The organism is Pedobacter planticolens (assembly GCF_014172375.1).
Classification (GTDB): Bacteria; Bacteroidota; Bacteroidia; order Sphingobacteriales; family Sphingobacteriaceae; genus Pedobacter; species Pedobacter planticolens.
The window spans coordinates 1016788-1034616 of sequence record NZ_WNXD01000002.1; the positions used below are offsets into that span (position 1 = coordinate 1016788).

17 protein-coding genes are annotated in these 17829 nt (G+C 34.4%); 11 read left to right on the top strand and 6 right to left on the bottom strand.

The window, feature by feature from the left end; genetic code table 11:
• Positions 1-3 precede the first annotated feature (3 nt).
• Both GM921_RS13195 and recG read left to right on the top strand, forming a co-directional pair.
• Positions 4-906 carry an EamA family transporter gene (locus GM921_RS13195; protein WP_235969834.1) on the top strand — a complete coding sequence of 301 codons (903 nt, stop codon included), beginning with the start codon at positions 4-6 and terminating at the stop codon, positions 904-906.
• Positions 907-913: 7 nt separating this feature from the next.
• On the top strand, positions 914-3019 hold the full coding sequence (gene recG, locus GM921_RS13200; protein ID WP_182923104.1) for an ATP-dependent DNA helicase RecG: 2106 nt from the start codon (positions 914-916) through the stop codon (positions 3017-3019).
• A gap of 93 nt (positions 3020-3112) precedes the next feature.
• On the opposite strand, the gene GM921_RS13205 is transcribed toward recG, so the two are convergent.
• From GM921_RS13205 to GM921_RS13215, 3 genes are all read right to left on the bottom strand, one after another.
• Positions 3113-4348, bottom strand: coding sequence for a serine hydrolase domain-containing protein (locus GM921_RS13205; RefSeq protein ID WP_182923105.1), 1236 nt, complete (start codon positions 4346-4348; stop codon positions 3113-3115).
• 130 nt (positions 4349-4478) lie between these two features.
• Positions 4479-5225, bottom strand: a complete 747-nt coding sequence (locus tag GM921_RS13210) for a LytR/AlgR family response regulator transcription factor (protein ID WP_182923106.1) — start codon at positions 5223-5225, stop codon at positions 4479-4481.
• 4 nt (positions 5226-5229) lie between these two features.
• Positions 5230-6846 carry a sensor histidine kinase gene (locus tag GM921_RS13215; RefSeq protein ID WP_182923107.1) on the bottom strand — a complete coding sequence of 539 codons (1617 nt, stop codon included), beginning with the start codon at positions 6844-6846 and terminating at the stop codon, positions 5230-5232.
• Positions 6847-7176: 330 nt separating this feature from the next.
• On the opposite strand from GM921_RS13215, the gene fumC reads away from it, so the two are divergent.
• The 6 genes from fumC to GM921_RS13245 are packed head-to-tail and all read left to right on the top strand — an operon-like array spanning position 7177 to position 11388.
• On the top strand, positions 7177-8574 hold the full coding sequence (gene fumC / locus GM921_RS13220) for a class II fumarate hydratase (RefSeq protein WP_182923108.1): 1398 nt from the start codon (positions 7177-7179) through the stop codon (positions 8572-8574).
• A 28-nt stretch (positions 8575-8602) separates the two neighbouring features.
• A complete protein-coding gene (locus tag GM921_RS13225; protein ID WP_235969835.1) occupies positions 8603-9115 on the top strand; it encodes a fumarate hydratase in 513 nt (170 codons plus the stop codon).
• 1 nt (position 9116) lies between these two features.
• Positions 9117-9917, top strand: a complete 801-nt coding sequence (locus GM921_RS13230) for a S1/P1 nuclease (RefSeq protein ID WP_182923109.1) — start codon at positions 9117-9119, stop codon at positions 9915-9917.
• A gap of 21 nt (positions 9918-9938) precedes the next feature.
• Positions 9939-10373 (top strand): hypothetical protein, encoded by a 435-nt coding sequence (locus GM921_RS13235; RefSeq protein ID WP_182923110.1) that lies wholly within the window; start codon positions 9939-9941, stop codon positions 10371-10373.
• 1 nt (position 10374) lies between these two features.
• Positions 10375-10815 carry a low molecular weight protein-tyrosine-phosphatase gene (locus GM921_RS13240; RefSeq protein ID WP_182923111.1) on the top strand — a complete coding sequence of 147 codons (441 nt, stop codon included), beginning with the start codon at positions 10375-10377 and terminating at the stop codon, positions 10813-10815.
• A gap of 12 nt (positions 10816-10827) precedes the next feature.
• Positions 10828-11388, top strand: coding sequence for a DUF1543 domain-containing protein (locus tag GM921_RS13245; RefSeq protein WP_182923112.1), 561 nt, complete (start codon positions 10828-10830; stop codon positions 11386-11388).
• A gap of 4 nt (positions 11389-11392) precedes the next feature.
• Here GM921_RS13245 and GM921_RS13250 read toward each other — a convergent pair whose 3' ends face one another.
• Complete coding sequence (locus GM921_RS13250; protein WP_182923113.1) at positions 11393-11833, bottom strand: carboxymuconolactone decarboxylase family protein; 441 nt, start codon at positions 11831-11833, stop codon at positions 11393-11395.
• A 74-nt stretch (positions 11834-11907) separates the two neighbouring features.
• On the bottom strand, positions 11908-12486 hold the full coding sequence (locus GM921_RS13255; protein WP_182923114.1) for a Crp/Fnr family transcriptional regulator: 579 nt from the start codon (positions 12484-12486) through the stop codon (positions 11908-11910).
• 115 nt (positions 12487-12601) lie between these two features.
• On the opposite strand from GM921_RS13255, the gene GM921_RS13260 reads away from it, so the two are divergent.
• A complete protein-coding gene (locus GM921_RS13260; RefSeq protein WP_182923115.1) occupies positions 12602-13057 on the top strand; it encodes a ferritin-like domain-containing protein in 456 nt (151 codons plus the stop codon).
• An 81-nt stretch (positions 13058-13138) separates the two neighbouring features.
• Here the strand turns inward: GM921_RS13260 and cphA are convergent, their stop codons facing one another.
• Positions 13139-15757 carry a cyanophycin synthetase gene (cphA, locus tag GM921_RS13265; RefSeq protein ID WP_182923116.1) on the bottom strand — a complete coding sequence of 873 codons (2619 nt, stop codon included), beginning with the start codon at positions 15755-15757 and terminating at the stop codon, positions 13139-13141.
• A 258-nt stretch (positions 15758-16015) separates the two neighbouring features.
• On the opposite strand from cphA, the gene GM921_RS13270 reads away from it, so the two are divergent.
• Positions 16016-16888, top strand: coding sequence for a cyanophycinase (locus GM921_RS13270; RefSeq protein WP_182923117.1), 873 nt, complete (start codon positions 16016-16018; stop codon positions 16886-16888).
• 85 nt (positions 16889-16973) lie between these two features.
• On the top strand, positions 16974-17816 hold the full coding sequence (locus tag GM921_RS13275; protein WP_182923118.1) for an isoaspartyl peptidase/L-asparaginase: 843 nt from the start codon (positions 16974-16976) through the stop codon (positions 17814-17816).
• Positions 17817-17829: the final 13 nt, after the last annotated feature.

The window sequence follows — 17829 nt, forward strand, 5'->3', positions numbered from 1 at the left end:
TTGTTGAAATCTAAATCACGTTATTTATTAGCAGCTTTTTTATCTGTAGCCATTTGGGGATTTTTCTCTATTCCTTTAAGAAATCTAAAAACATTTCCTTCAGAAGAAATATTGTATTATCGCATATTTACTTCCCTAGTTGTTATTTGGATTGCAATACTTTTATTTAGACGAAAATTTTTAACTCAAGATATTCAGTATTTTAAAAATGCCCTACCAAAGGAAAAGCGAATAATTGTTTATCAGATTATAGGAGCTACTATTTTGCTTACCTTAAATTGGTATACATTTATTTATGCTGTTAATCATGTTAACCTTAAAGCTGCGGCTTTTGCCTATATGGTATGTCCGTTAATAACAGCATTTGGTGGTTTTCTTATTTTAAAAGAAGAACTTTCTAACTTAAAATTAATCGCCCTCGGTATAGCCTTGCTAAGTATTGTTATGTTGGCTACAGGTTCTTTTATTGATGTACTTTGGTCGGTTGTTATTGCGGCGTTGTATGCTTTTTATCTCATCATTCAACGCAAAATGCAAAACTTGGATAAGCTAAATGTGTTGGCTTTACAAATAACATTGGCCGTACTGCTCATGTTGCCTTTCTATATATATCATCATCAAACTTTGCCAACTGGCGGATGGTTTTGGGGTAATATTATTGTAATTGCGATAGTATTTACGGTTATTCCGCTTTTTTTAAGTTTGTATGCGCTCATCGGAATTCCTTCATCCACTTTGGGAATTATTATTTACGTAAATCCAATTATCGCGTTTGCAGTTGCGGTTTTATATTTCGATGAAAAAATAAGTCTACATCAATTCCTCGCTTATTTACTATTAATATTCGCTGTTTTTCTTTTTAATTGGAACTTGATAAAAGATATTTTTACTTTTAAGAGAAAATAAATCTGCTTTGTTTGCCTCAAATTTAGATACTTCTTTAGTTTATTTAAAGGGCGTTGGCCCTAAACGAGCCGAATTGCTACAAAAGGAGTTAGGCATATCAACCTATGAGCAACTTTTAAATCATTATCCTTTTAGGTATATCGATAGAACTCGTTTTTATAAAATAAATGAATTAAATCCTGATATGCCTTTGGTGCAAGTAATTGGCAGAATTACTAGTAAAGAAACGATAGGCGAAAAACATAAAAAAAGGGTTGTTGCCAAATTTACAGATGATACTGGGACAATGGATTTGGTTTGGTTTCAGAGTTTAAAATGGGTAGAAGATCATGTGATGCGTAGCAGTCTTTACATCGCCTTTGGCAAACCAACTTTATTTAATAATGGCTTTAGTATTTCACATCCCGACTTAGAAACCTATCCCAGACAAACTGGAATTACTGGAAATTTAACGCTTCAGCCTATATACAATACTAGTGAAAAAATGAAGAAGGGGTTTTTGGATAGCAAATGTATTCAGAAGTTAATTCATCATATTATTGAATTACATATCAACGAAGTTAGAGAAAATTTGCCCGCTTATATTTTAGAGAAATATAAATTAATTAGTAGAAAAGAGGCTTTGATTCACATTCATTTTCCTGCCAACACTTCGACGTTACAACATGCAGAAAGGCGATTGAAATTTGAAGAACTTTTCTTTATTCAATTGCAATTACTATACAACAAACAATTAAGAAGTTTAAAATTTAAAGGAGCGCTATTTAATACTGTTGGAGAGAAAGTAAACACTTTTTATAACACCATGCTTCCTTTTGATTTAACGAACGCACAGAAGCGAGTTATTAAGGAAATTAGACTAGATACCCAAAAAGGGATACAGATGAACCGCCTAATTCAAGGCGATGTTGGTAGCGGAAAAACAGTTGTGGCATTAATGAGCATGCTGCTTGCAAATGATAATGGTTATCAGGCGTGTATGATGGCGCCAACTGAAATTTTAGCTCGACAACATTATCAATCATTAGTAGACTTATTAAAAGGAGAATTAATAAGCGTTGCGATATTAACAGGAAACTCTACTAAAAAGCAGCGCACTATTTTGCATCAACAATTAGAAGCTGGTGAAATAGATATTTTAGTTGGTACGCATGCGCTGATTGAAGATAAAGTTCAATTCAAAAATTTAGGCTTAGTAGTAATTGATGAACAACATCGTTTTGGCGTGGAGCAAAGAGCGAAATTATGGCGTAAGAATGTTGTTCCACCACATATTTTGGTCATGACTGCTACACCAATTCCAAGAACATTGGCTATGACTTTATATGGTGATTTAGATGTTTCGGTAATTGATGAATTACCAGTGGGAAGAAAACCGATTGAAACCAAACATTTATTTGAAGGCCAGCGAATGCGAATGTTTGGCTTTATGAAGCAAGAAATTGCCAAAGGTAGACAGGTTTATATTGTTTATCCGTTGATACGAGAAAGCGAAAAACTGGATTTGTTGCATTTAGAAGCTGGAGTTGAACAAATGCGCTATCAGTTTCCTTTGCCAGATTATCAAATTAGTATTGTGCATGGGCAAATGCCAAATGCAGATAAACAATATGAAATGCAACGTTTTATTGATGGTAAAAGTCAAATTATGGTGGCTACAACTGTTATAGAGGTTGGAGTAAATGTGCCAAATGCATCGGTAATGATTATAGAAAACGCAGAGCGATTTGGGCTTTCGCAATTACATCAATTAAGAGGTAGAGTTGGTCGTGGAGCTGAGCAATCTTTCTGTATTTTAATGACTGGAAATAAATTGGGGCCAAACTCAAAATTACGTTTAGAAACTATGGTTAAAACCAATAATGGTTTTGAGATTTCTGAAATTGATTTACAACTTCGTGGGCCTGGTGATATTACTGGTACACAACAAAGTGGAGTTTTAGAGCTTAAAATGGCAAATTTGGTGAAAGATCAAATCATTTTACAAGAAGCAAGAAATACCGTAATTGAACTTTTTGAAAAAGATACAATGCTTGAATTACCAGAAAATATACTCCTTAAGAATTACATCAACAAAAGAACGAGAGCAATCGCTTTTGATAAGATTTCTTAAGAAACTTTGTCATTCAGAGCGTAGCGAAGAATCTCTGAAACGATTTTTGAGCAACTTTGTCAATCTTTTAAAGATTGACAAAGTAAAGTCTGTTTAATCCTCGTCTGTCCCTGGTAAAGAACCACTTCCTGTGTATGCCCCTTTACGGATAATAGGCATTTTTAAATACTTGAACAATTCATCTAAATGCATTAAACTGCCATTTGTTAAATTGCCCAAGAAAATTACTACAATATCTTTATCTAAATCGCGGACGTAAATATGGCGGAAACCATGCCACCAACCTGTATGGTAAACCACTTTGTCCATTCCTTTACCGTCAAACATTCTCCAACCATAACCATAATTAAAATGACCATTTACAGGTTTATTATGCCCTGTGTATGCAGAATCTAAACTCTTTTGGGTTAATAATCTTCCATTTTTTAGGTACTTATCGTATAAAACTAAATCATGTAAAGTGCTATAAATTCCTTTATCACCAACTGGGCCATCTAAGAAATTTTGAACTACAGAATATCTAAAACTATTACGATCGTGACCTACTACATCTACAGGAATTTTTGGGTAAACCGTAGTAGAATAAACATGTGTGTGTTTCATCCCGGCAGGTTTAAAAACATGTTCCATCATGTAATCTGCATAAGGTTTACCTGTAACTTTTTCTATGATCGCACCCAAAACCATAAAATTTGAGTTGTTGTAGTGAAATCTATTGTCTGGCTTGGTATATGGATTAGGTTTTCTTTCAGCAATTACATCCATTACTTCCTGGTTAGATACACCTTTCTTTTGATCACGTTTTTCCTTGCGCCAAATGTCGTCGATAAAATAAACGTAATTCATCATTCCACTTCTGTGAGATAAAAGCAGTTTAACCGTTATCCCATTGTATGGGAAATTTGGATAGAATTTTTTTACATCATCGGTTAATTTTAGTTTTCCAGCTTCCACTAATTGCATAATTGCAACACTCGTAAAAGTTTTAGTAATAGAGGCTAACTCAAATTCTGAATTTATTTTTAAGCTATCACGATGTAAATAATCTGCCCAACCGATTGCTTTTTCATATAAGATTTTACCTTTTCTAGCCACCAACATATTACCGTTAAAACCAGATTTTTTATGGAGATTTTGAGCAAAATCTGCAATCCATTTATCGCCTTTAGCTGGATCATAAGCAATTAGCAAACTATCTGCTTTATCGTCTTCTTTGGTTCTTACTTTTTTATCGGCCTCTGCCTTTTTAGCTTTTTCTTCTTTAGATGTGCAAGATGAAATGGATATGATGGTCAGCGTAAAAGCTGTAATGAGTAAACGAAACTTCATGTAAAATAAGTGTACAGGTTTAAAAGCTGGCAAATTAAGGATTATTGCTTTTTTAAACGCAAAAGAGTTTTAAACATTGCTTTGTTTGAAGAATTAATGACGCAATTTCCACCAATACCAAATTTTTAAACTAAAGCTGTTGCAATGCTTGTTTAACGGTTTCCTTATTAGGTTTGGAGACTGGAATTTTTTCGCCGGTGTTAAGTAGTAAAATTCCACCGTCTTCTTTTAGCCAGCTCTTTACATATTTTGGATTTACTAAATGGCTTTGGTGAGTTCTTAAAAATCCATTTGGACGCAATAGATCTGCATATTCTTTAAGCGATTTAGAAACCAATATTCTTTCGCAATTCGCCAAAAAGAAATAAGTGTAAGTATTATCTGCTTCGCAACGTATAATTTCTGATAAATTAACATACCTTATTTCGCTTTGCATCTGCAAGGCAATTGTGCTCACGTTCGTTTCTGGTTTTTTAAGTTGTTGCAGTAAGAAGTCGAGCTGTGAAGTTTGTATTTGTGTTGCCAATTTATGTTCGGCTTTATTTACTGCATTTATTAATTCTTCAATATCAATAGGTTTTAAAAGATAATCTAAGGCGGCAAATTTTACGGCTTGTATGCCATATTGGTCATAAGCGGTAACAAAAATAACTTCGAAATTACGTGTTGGAAGTAGTTTTAGTACATCAAAACCTGTTTGCTCGCCCATTTGAATGTCTAGAAACACTAAATGAGGCGAATATTTTTCAATAGCATTAACAGCATCACTTACATTTTGCGCTATTGCCATTATACTTACCTGCGGACAGTGCTTTTCTAGCAAAGTCCGTAGGTTTTCTAAGTTGGAAATTTCGTCATCTATTAAAATTGCCCTCATTATATTATAACCAATCGGTTAGTGTTAAGCTTATTTTAGTTTCGTTATTGGTCGATTGTATGTCTAAAGTAAAGCGATTTTCTTTATAAATACTATTTAAGAGTTCTATTCTGCTGTCACTTAATGGAAGTCCCAAACCATTGCTTTTTTTCTTTGTGTCAAAGCCATTTCCATTATCGGTAACAATTAAGACCAAATCATTTGCTTGCTTAATAAATGCGATCATAATTTTTCCATAGGTGGCTTTTTTAGATATACCGTGCTTTACTGCATTTTCTACAAAAGGTTGTAACAACATACTTGGTATTTCTATGTTATCTAAATCTAAGTTCTCAGAGCTATGAATTTCATAGGTAAAACCGAACCGCAATTGTTCCATCTGTAGGTAATCGTCTAATAAAGTTTTTTCTTGTGATAAACTAATCAGTTCTTTATCGTCGAGTACGTTACGAGTTAATCTAGCAAATTTAGAAAGGTATTTATTGGCATTGTCTGTTTCGTTTTTGTTCATCAAGTTTTGAATGCCAGAAAGTGCATTAAATAGAAAATGTGGATTTAATTGTGAACGAACAGAGTTAAGTTGAAGTCTAGCAGTATTTTTTTGTTGCTCTTTTTCTGCCAGTTTTTGTTTATTTCTTTTTTTGTTGAAGTAGAGGATTACAAGAAAAACTAATCCAATAGAAAATGCTACAATAAGCGTATAGATTAAAAGTTCCTTTTTGGTGTAGGCTTCTTCTTCTAAAGTTATAGAAAGCGTATATCTGGTTATATATTTCTCTATTTCTTTTGGCGAAATATCGCAATCACTGCAATTAGTCCAGTTAATGGATGGCTGAATAATAATTTCATAATCACCAGACTTTTTAAAAATATTTTTGTCGATTTTTATATAAGGTACAGCCTTATGATCTTCACTTATGATGTTGCCATATTCCCATGCAGTTGATTTTAAGATTATTTTATTCGTTTTCTTATCTTTTATGGTAGTGTTGTAAAGATAATCAATATCAGATAAGTCTTTTACAAGGGTAAGTTCATCGTCTTTTTCCGTGAGAATAAGGTTAGTTTTTTCTTTTGGATCCTTGATCCAGCTGTAATCCACACCTAGGTCAGTTTTGAAGCGCTTTGAAAAAGCCTGGATTTTAGCTCTTGGAATGGGTTTCCCGTAAAAAATAGTTTTGTAAACATCTTGAGGCTTTTTAATGTCATACGTTATTATTGTAATGATTTTATCTTTTATAGCGAATGTGCCAAAAGTTGTAGAACTGAATAGTTCTTCATCGCCCCCGGCATGAGTATCTTTTAGTTTTGTTAAGTCGATCGACTTGTTTAGCACAATTGTTGTGTCATCCACCAAAATGGTGTACCTGTAGTGCTGTATATTAATATTCTTTCTAAAATTAATCGAGATACTTACATTCTTTACTTCGGGTAAGAAATTGAAGGTTGTATTAGGTAAATTCGGAAATACCGTACCATGAATGTTTTTGGCTAAACTGTCAACGCACATTTGCATTTGCCCTCCTGCACCATATATGCGATTAAAGTTGATGCCTTTTTGTGCATTTACTGTAGAAAATGCAATAATGAAGCTGAGAAATGTGAAGATGATCTTTTTCATATTATTAAGTTTAATTTTCATCAAACTTGTAGCAATAATAGCGAAACTAAAATCATAAAACAGTAACGACAGTGTTTGAAATAGTAGAGGTATTGTTTTGTGCAGTATTCGTTTTACCGATAATCAATTCCGTCGTAAATTAAACCTGATGGCAGCGAAAATACTTTTTGGTATTAAGGCTTGTGGTTGGCCAACAAAAAAATTGTAGCGTACAGCGGGACTGAAGTTGCCGAAGAACTAATTCACTGTTTTTCTAATTTGTGTAACGTTTCTAAATAAATTTCCTTTAAGGGGCAAAAAGGTTAAATTTGCCAAAAAAATAGCAACATCATGAGTTTCAGAATAGAACACGATACCATGGGCGAGGTACAGGTGCCCGCTGATAAATATTGGGGCGCACAAACAGAACGTTCGCGTAATAATTTTAAAATTGGACCAGAGGCAAGTATGCCAAAGGAAATTATACATGCTTTTGGTTACTTAAAGAAAGCAGCAGCTTTGGCAAATACTGAATTAGGAGTTTTGTCTAAAGAAAAGGCAACATTAATTGCAAATGCTTGTGATGAAGTTATTGCAGGTAAATTGGATGCAGAATTTCCATTGGTAATTTGGCAAACTGGTTCTGGTACGCAAAGTAATATGAACGCCAATGAGGTTATTGCAAATCGTGCTCATGTATTAAATGGAGGAAGTTTAGCTGATGATAAAAAAGTGCTTCACCCAAATGATGACGTGAATAAATCGCAATCAAGTAACGATACTTATCCAACTGCGATGCACATTGCTGCCTATAAGCAAGCAGTAGAAATTACCATCCCAGGATTGGAAAAATTGAGAAATACGTTAGATAAAAAAGCATCATCTTGGAATGATATTGTTAAAACAGGTCGTACTCACTTTATGGATGCTACGCCTTTAACTTTAGGACAAGAATTTTCGGGCTATGTGCAACAAATAGACAATGGCATTAGAGCAATAAAAAATGCTTTAGTAATGATTAGCGAGTTGGCTTTGGGTGGTACGGCAGTGGGCACAGGCTTAAACACACCAAATGGATATGATGTTTTGGTTGCTAAAAAAATTGCCGAATTAACAGGTCTAGCTTTTGTAACTGCTCCAAATAAATTTGAGGCTTTAGCTGCACATGATGCAATGGTTGAGTTATCTGGTGCTTATAAACGTGTTGCAGTTTCTTTAATGAAAATAGCTAACGATATCAGAATATTAAGTTCTGGTCCACGTTGTGGAATTGGAGAAATTATCATTCCTGATAACGAACCGGGTTCCTCTATTATGCCAGGAAAAGTAAACCCAACACAACCAGAAGCGTTAACAATGGTTTGTGCTCAAGTTATGGGTAATGACGTAACTGTTGGTATTGGTGGTAGTAATGGTCATTTTGAATTGAATGTTTTTAAACCAGTTATTGCAGCAAACGTATTACAAAGTGGTCGCTTAATTGGGGATGCTTGTGTTTCGTTTAACGATAAATGCGCAGCAGGTATTGAACCAAACAGACCTGTAATTCAACAACACATGGAAAATTCTTTGATGTTGGTTACAGCTTTAAATCCACATATTGGATATGAAAATGCAGCTAAAATTGCTAAGAAAGCACATAAAGAAAACAAAACTTTACGTGAAGCTGCAGTTGAATTAGGTTTGTTGACCAGCGAACAATTTACTGAATGGGTAAAACCTGAAGATATGGTTGGAAGCCTTAAATAAGACCAAAAGAAGATTAGAATTTTAACTAATGATGCATTTTTTATACAACAGAATTTACCTTTTACTTTTTGGCTTTAGTCTTTTGGCGTTTTTTTCGTGTACAAGATTGCCAAATGTACAAGGTAAAGGTGAAGTATTTTTGCAAGGAGTTTGGAATCAAGATAGTATTGCTAATTCGGTTAAGTTGCTAAACTACACTCAGCATCGTTTCAAAATAAGTTGTGATTCATTTTATGTAGATTTAACTACCCATTCTAAAGTGAATTACTATTCCGATTCATGTTTTAATAAAGGCATTTGGAAAGAATACGCAAAAGGAACGTATGCTGTTAAAGGCGATACACTAATGTTAACCGGCACATTTACAAAAGCAAATTATAAACAAAAAGCTTCTGGATGTTACCGAAATGGACAATATATAAGCAATTTCAAAATTAAATCATCAAGTTCGACTAGTTTAGTGCTAGAGAATTTAAACGACCAAAGAGAATGCACACTTGTTTTAAAAGAAAAAATAACCTGTGTGCCTAAAGAATTATAAAATGAAGAAATTATCCGTTTTTAAGAAAATCGTTATTGTGTTTACCTTGATTTATGTGCCGTTTACAGCGGGTGCTTGGGGTGTTTTAGGGCATAGGATTGTTGGTGAAGTTGCTGATCAATATTTGCAAGCAAAAACCCGTTTGGCCATAAAACAAATTTTAGGTACAGAGAGCATGGCAATGGCCGCTAATTGGGCAGATTTTATAAAGTCTGACACGACCTATAATTATTTGAGTAATTGGCATTATGTAAATCTTCCTGCAGATTTATCAAAGAGTGATGTATATAGCTTTTTAGAAAAACAACCAGCGCCTAATATTTATAACAAACTTAACGAAATGATTGCAGTGCTTAAAAATGTAAAAAGTACAGCAGATCAAAAGAAATTAGCATTAAGATTAGTTATTCATTTGATGGGAGATTTGCATCAGCCTATGCATACAGCTAGAAAAGACGATTTAGGTGGCAATAAAATTCTATTGACGTGGTTTGGAGAAAAATCTAATTTACACAGAGTTTGGGATGAAGGTTTGGTAAATTTTCAGCAGTTGAGCTTTACAGAATACACTAAAGCGATTAATCACCCAACAAAACAACAAGTTATTAATTGGCAACAAGCAAGTTTGAAAGATTGTGTATTTGAATCGTATCAAATCTGTAATAAAATTTATGCTACAGGTATTAAAAATGACGATAAATTAAGTTACAAGTATAATTTTGATTGGATTGACACTGTAAATGAGCAATTGCTTAAAGGTGGTGTTCGTTTGGCAAAGGTTTTGAACGATATTTATAAATAAGAATTCTTAAATTTATTTATGATGAAAAAGCTGATTTTATTTGTTTGTGTTTGCGTATTATTTTCTTGTAAAAAGGAAAATGTAGAAGACATTACAAAGTACAATTGGGTTTTGAAAACGCAAGTTGTAACCCCTGCAATAACTATGAATGGAAAGACTTCCACCAACTATTTGAGTTTGCAAAATCCAGATGGATGCTCTAAAAATTTCACCATTTCATTTAATGAAAGTGGCATATTTTCAGTTAGCTCTAATGGAGCGCTTTGCGATATGGTCGCAAATTCTAATTCACAAAAATGGAAAAAGGAAGGCGATCAAATTACTTTGGATTATGGAAATGGTTCAGGCGAACCTTTAACGCTTAAAGAAAACACCTTGATTCGAGTATCATCCATTACGTATAATGGAGCAACTTATTCTTTAACAACCACATATCTTGCGGTAAAACCCAAATAATTTGAAAATTTTAATGGTTTGTTTGGGTAATATTTGTCGCTCGCCTATGGCGGAAGGAATTATGCGTCATTTAGTTAACGAACAACATTTAGATTGGGAAATCGCCTCTGCTGGAACTGGAAATTGGCATGTTGGTCAAGCGCCGGATAGAAGAAGCATTCTTATGGCTAAAACCTTTGGTTATGATATTTCTGCTCAAAGAGGAAGACATTTTACAGCCGATTTATTTGACCAGTTTGACCATATTTTGGTAATGGATAAATACAATTTGAGAGATGTTTTAAATTTGGCTCAAAATGAAGATCAGAAGAAAAAAGTAAAATTGTTTTTGGCAGATGGATCTGATGTTACCGACCCTTATCAAGACAGTTCGTTATTTGAATCTGTTTGCGCATTGATAGAAAAAAGATGCATAGAATTAATTGAGGAGTTAAAATCATAATCTTTAATACCAATGCAAGCACCACAGTTATTTATGATTTTATTAGGTTGTCGCCCAGAGGGAAGACATACCGAGCAACATGATATTTTTTTCGGAATAGGTACTTCATTAAAAGAATTGATGCCGGAAATGAATGCTTTTTGGCCAGAGGCGAAGGGCAAAATTCATGTAGATGCTTGGCGAATTGTAAACAAAGTGGATGGCTATAAAGTAGAAGTTGTCGCTAAAAATGAAGAAGTGAAAAGTGATTTGAATAGTTTATTCTTTTTAAATTTAGGCGGCTACAAAAAAGATGAATTTGACGAATTGCATTATAAAATGCTAGTAGTATCTGACCAAAAAGCTTTAGCGATTAAGCAAGCCAAAGAAACAGCTTTTTATAAACACACAGCTTTTGAAGGCGCTACTTCTCATATAGATGATAAATTTGGAGTTGATGTAGATGACATTTTTGAAATCCAGGATATTTTATCATCAGAAACAAAAAGCAAATACGCTTTAAAGTTTACTTCAAACATCGATTTGTCTGAAGATGAGATCTTTTTAGGGTATTTGCCTTTATCTAAAATATAGAGTTTTAAGCTGGTTGCAAATGAGTAGCAATCGCCATTCTATTCCATGCATTAATTGTTATTATTGCAATCATGATTTGAGCCAACTGATTTTCGTCGAAAAGGCTTTTTACTTTCTGATAAGTTTCATCTGATACACCGCCATTTGCAATTAGAGTCATTTCTTCGGTTAATGCCAAAATCGCTCTTTCTTCTTCTGTGTATAAATCATGCACTTCTCTCCAAGCATTCAATAAATAAATACGTTGCTCGGTTTCTCCATTTTTTCTTGCATCAGTAGTATGCATATTGATACAAAAAGCGCAACCATTAATTTGAGAAGCTCTAATTTTAATCAGTTCTTTATGAGTTTTGTTAATTGTTGTGGTTGCTAAATAACTTTCTAAACCCATTAAGGCTTTATAAGCTGCTGGTTCAAGTTGACCAACATTAATTCTTTTTTCCATTTTTATTGTGTTTTAATTTGATACTTCAAAGGTAAAACGAACCCTACTTAAAAAACTTAAGCTGGTTTAAGAAATTAAGTTATTGGATGTTTTTTTCGTAGTTCACTCAAATATTCGGGGGTAATTCCCAAATAAGAGGCCAACATATATTGCGGAATGCGTTGAACAAATTGCGGGAATAACAATACGAATTGTCTATAATTTTCTTCTTTAGAATAATCATGAAAATATTTAACTCTCATTTGTGAAGCCGCATACGCTCTTTGCATCATAATTCTAAAATATCGTTCAAGTTGTGGTACTTTCTTAAATAATTCTTCTTGTTTTTGATGATCAACAACTACAACTTCAGCATCTTCTACCGCTTGTAAATAAAATTTTGAGGGAGATTGCATCATCGAGCTCATGTAATCCGATAACCACCAATTTTCTAAAGCAAACTGAGTAATTTGTTCAGTCCCTTTACCATTGATGTAAAACATTCGTAAAAGACCAGCTTCCACAAAATAATTGCCTTTACAAATTTGTCCTTCTTCTAACAAAAATTCCTTTTTCTTAATAGATTTTATTTTCACATATGTTGATAAAACTTGGATATCATCATCCGTTAAAGAAATATGTTTTTTAAGATGTTGGATAAAATTTGGATACATGGTGTATTGTTTATGGCTCAAATATATCAAAGCTTATTGTATTCCTAAATGCGCTAAACTTTTTTAAACTTTTCATTTTTATAGCTGTTTTTAAACTACATCAAAACTATATGATATGGAAACTAGAACAGTAAATGCAGAAGTTTTAAACGATCTCATCCTAATCAATAATGACAGAGTTGCTGGTTATGAAAAGGCGATTGAAGAATTAAGTGTAGAGGATTCTGATTTGAAAACACTTTTTGTGAAGATGATACGTGAAAGTCACAGACATAAAATGGCTTTGGCAACAGAAGTGCAGACTTTAGGCGAAGATATTGAAGAAGGAACTACCAATTCTGGCAAAATATATAGGGCATGGATGGATGTGAAAGCAATGTTTACAGGTATCGACCGAAAAGCTGTTTTAAGTAATTGTGAATCTGGCGAAGATGCTGCACAAAGAGCATATAAAATGGTTTTAGAAACACAGGGATTATCGGCAAATTTAAGAAGTATGATTACGGAACAGAAAGCTGAATTAAGAGCTTCGCATGATGAAATTAAAAGACTGAGAGACTCCCAACAGTAATTTAAAAACTCTCTCGGTTAAACAAAAAATCCTCCTGACTTTAATCGGGAGGATTTGTGTTTTTTAGGCAATTCAATTGCTCTATTTTTTATCCAATTCTTTATCTAAATAATATGTTGCTTTGTGAATCGCATCATTAATTGTATCACTTAAAATGGTAATAAAAGAACCAGATTTAGCAGTAGAAATTAGGTTTTTCATACAATCTTCGCCATCGTTATTAATTTCAATTGGCATATTTGGTTTAATTTCCTTCAGCCCAACTAATAACAAATCAATTAATTCTTGTTGTTTGCGTCCTCGCAGATATTTCTCCTGACAAATCACAACTCTATCGAACATTTTAGCTGCAATACGAGCTGTTTCGATAATATCCTCATCTCTCCTATCTCCTGTGCCAGATATTACACCCACGTGTTCGGTAGCCTCAACAGTTTGTAAGTAATCCTTAATTCCATTAAAACCATCAGGATTATGTGCAAAATCTACCAAAACTTTAAAGTCTTTAAATTTAAAAATATTCATCCTTCCTGGTGTATGTGCCGCCGAAGGAATAAAAGTTTCTAAAGATGTTCTAATGTCTTCGGTTTTATAACCCCATAAAAAAGTAGTAAGTGTGGCCGCCAAAACGTTCTGTATCATAAAATCAACAGAAGCATTAAACGTTAATGGAATGTGCGTAGCTTTTTCTACACGAATTTTCCAATCACCTTTTTTAATAGTTACATAGCCGTTTTCGTAAATTGCTGCAATTCCTCCTTTTTTGCAATGTTCTTTTATTACTGGATTTTTTTCATCCATACTAAAATAAGCAATATTGCAATCTGCACTAGCGGCAATCTTTAAGCAGTACGCATTATCAGCATTTAAAACGCCCCATCCACTTCTTTTTACAGCACCAATAATTACCGCTTTTACTCGCGTTAGATCATCCAATGTATTAATATCCGAAATGCCTAAATGGTCTTCCTGAATATTCGTAACCACACCAATATCACATTTGTTAAAGCCTAAACCAGCACGCAATATTCCACCTCTGGCAGTTTCTAACACCGCAACTTCTACCGTAGGATCTTTTAAAATAAATTCTGCACTAAACGGACCAGTGGTATCACCTTTCATCAATAAGGTGTTTTGTACATAAATCCCATCAGAAGTTGTAAAACCAACTCTGCTACCATTATTTTTTACAATGTGTGCAATTAAACGCGTAGTAGTAGTTTTTCCATTTGTTCCAGTTACGGCAATAATTGGAATTCGGGCAGATTTTCCTGGCGGATACAACATGTCGATAACTGGAGCTGCAACATTACGAGGTAAACCTTCGCTTGGTGCTAAGTGCATTCTAAAACCTGGAGCTGCATTTACCTCTAAAACAACGCCGCCATTTTCAGTTAATGGCTCAGTTAAATTCTTAGCCATAATGTCGATACCACAGATATCTAAACCAACAATTCTGGAAATACGTTCGCAATTAAAAACATTTTGAGGATGGACTTGATCGGTAACATCAATAGAAGTGCCGCCAGTACTTAAATTAGCTGTAGATTTTAAGTATACAATTTCTCCTTTTGGAGCAACTGTTTCTAAGGTGTATTCTTTCTTTTCTAAAAGATCTAATGTATCGCGATCTACTGTTATTTCGGTTAGCACATTTTCATGTCCATAACCACGACGTGGATCTTCGTTTTCTTTATCAATTAACTGTTGAATTGTGAATTTTCCATCACCTTTTACATGCGCAGGCACACGTAAAGCTGCCGCAACCATTTTATGATCTATCACCAAAACTCTAAAATCATGTCCGGTAATAAAACTTTCTACAATAATTCGTCGCGAATATTCTTTCGCATAATGAAAAGCAGCAATTGCCTCTTCTTCATTTTTTACATTGATAGTTGCGCCCTTGCCATGATTTCCATCTAAAGGTTTAAAAACCAAGGGGAAACCAACTCTTTTTATGGCATCGTACACATCCTCTAAAGTAGAAGCGGTTACGCCTTTTGCAACCGGAATTGCGGCATCACTTAATAAACGTTTAGTCTCGTCTTTATTACCAGCAATATCAACAGCAATACTGCTTGTCCTTTCGGTCATTGTTGCCCTAAAACGAACTTGATTTTTGCCATAACCCAATTGCACTAATGAACTTTTATTCAATCTAATCCACGGAATATCTCTTGCAATAGCTTCATCAACAATAGAACCTGTACTTGGACCTAAACGTTCTGATTCTCGCAATTCACGCATGCGCTGAATATCATGCTCCAAATCATACTCTTTGTTATCAATCAAGGCTTCCGCTATGCGAACGGCAGATTCTGCTGCATAAACGCCAGCTTTTTCTTCTAAATAACTAAAAACAACATTGTAAATACCATCAGTTTTGGTTTGACGAGTCCGGCCAAAGCCAGTGTCCATTCCGGCCAAAGTTTGTATTTCGAGTGCGATGTGTTCTATTACATGTCCCATCCATGTGCCTTCTTCCACGCGTAATAGAAATCCGCCAGGTGCGGCTTTAGAGCAACGATGAGATTGTAGGCTGGGAATTAATTTTTCTATTCTTTCTCTAAATCCGTCTATTGTATTGGTTGGGCGTTGCTCTAATTCCTCCAAATCTAAACGCATTTGGATTAATTTTTTTCGATTAACAGACCAAATATTTGGTCCTCGTAATACCTGTATGCCTAATATCTTCATTGTTGTTATTTTAATGGTGGTAAAAAGGAGCGTTATTGCTGAATTGAGCGTATAATTTCAAAGAAAAAATTAAAGTATAAAATTTTTTCCAATTTACCCGTCAATCTATCATTAAATTTTGTAATCGTTTTTGGTCTATTGAGAAAATAGACTGAAACAAGTTTAATTGTTAATTAAAAGTATAATATTGATAAAAATAATGTTAATTATTAGGCTAATGGCATATATTTGGAATTTAGCGAAAACCTAAACAATAAGATGGCTCCAAAAGGAAAATTAATTATAATTGGCGGTGCAATAAATACTGGAAGTTTTGCCGAAACACAGTTCGGACTGCCACAGAACATGAACTTTTTTGAGCGTGGGATTTTAAAAAGAATAACTACGGAATCTGTTAGAGGAAATGATTCGCGGTTTGAAATTATGACTACAGCATCGCTAATTCCAGAGCGGGTTGGCGAAGAATATATTAAGGCTTTTGCCCAATTAGATGTGCATGATGTTGGTGTGCTTAATATTGGAAGCAGAGAAGAGGCAAACAGACCTGAATATGCTGAACGAGTTAAGCAAGCGGATGTAATAATTTTTACTGGCGGAGATCAATTGCGTTTATCATCTATTTTTGGTGGAACAGAAATTCATCGCATTTTGCTAGATAAGTATGAGAATACAGAAATTGTAATTGCAGGCACCTCAGCTGGTGCTGCTGCGAGCTCTAAAAACATGATTTATCAGGGAAGTAGTAAAGATGCTTTGCTAAAAGGCGAAGTTAAAATAACTGGCGGATTAGGATTTATTGACGGTGTAATTGTTGATACTCACTTTGTGCAAAGAGGTAGAATTGGGCGTTTATTATATGCTGCGGCAAGTAATCCTGGAATTTTAGGAATTGGTTTAGGCGAAGACACGGGCTTATATATTCACGGAAATACAATGGAAGCAATTGGCTCAGGGATGGTAATTTTGGTTGATGGTCGTAATATGGCAGACACCAATTTAACCGATGTAGAAATGGGGCAGCCAGTATCTATAAAAAACATGATTGTACATGTAATGTGTAATGGCGATACCTATGATTTAACAAATCACCAATTGGTTATTCAACATCCTAAAGTTGTTCCGACAGAATAGTTAGCAGTTTACAGGCATTAGTTTACAGTTTTGGATATAAAAGTTATGCGACTAATCTGGACACTTGATACTAAATACTAAAAGAATGAAAGTTATCATACATGGTGGTTTTTTTAGCGAATCTTCTACCAATCAGGAAACAAAAAAAGCGAAGCAAGATGCTTTGGCTCAAATTGTAGAAAAAGCATATCATTTTTTAGCTACGCATACAGCATTAGAAACCGTAGTGTACGCTACGGGTTTATTAGAAGATAATGAACTTTTTAATGCGGGGATCGGTTCTCAAATACAAAGTGATGGCAAAGTGAGATTAAGTGCATCTTTAATGGATGGTAAAACCCAAAAATTTAGCGGAGTTATTAATGTAGAAGATGTTAAAAATCCGATTGAAGTCGCACAAAAACTACTTGATTATGATGATCGTGTATTAAGTGGAGAAGGAGCTTTAGCCTTTGCCAGAGCTAATGGATTCGACTATTTTAATCCGATAACTGCACAAAGGCAATTAGAATACGAAGCAAAATTAAATCAACAAGAAAGAAAAGGAACGGTTGGCTGTGTAGCTTTTGATACTGATGGAAATTTAGCTGCAGCAACATCAACTGGCGGAAAAGGTTTTGAAATTCCTTGTCGTGTAAGCGATTCTGCAACAGTAGCAGGTAATTTTGCGACTGATTTTGCAGGGATTTCTTGCACAGGCGTAGGCGAAGATATTGTAAGTGGCGCACTAGCCGCAAAAATTGCAACCCGCGTAACGGATGGTTTTACGCTACAAGCTGCATGTGATAAATCATTTACCGAACTAAAACCATTTGATGGATTCGCAGGTGTAGTTGGTATCTCAGCCAAAGGCGAAATTTATCATTGCGATTCGCATCCGTATATGGTTTGGGCATCTTTTGATGGTAGTTTACAGGTGTTTAACTAAATTTATATATCTT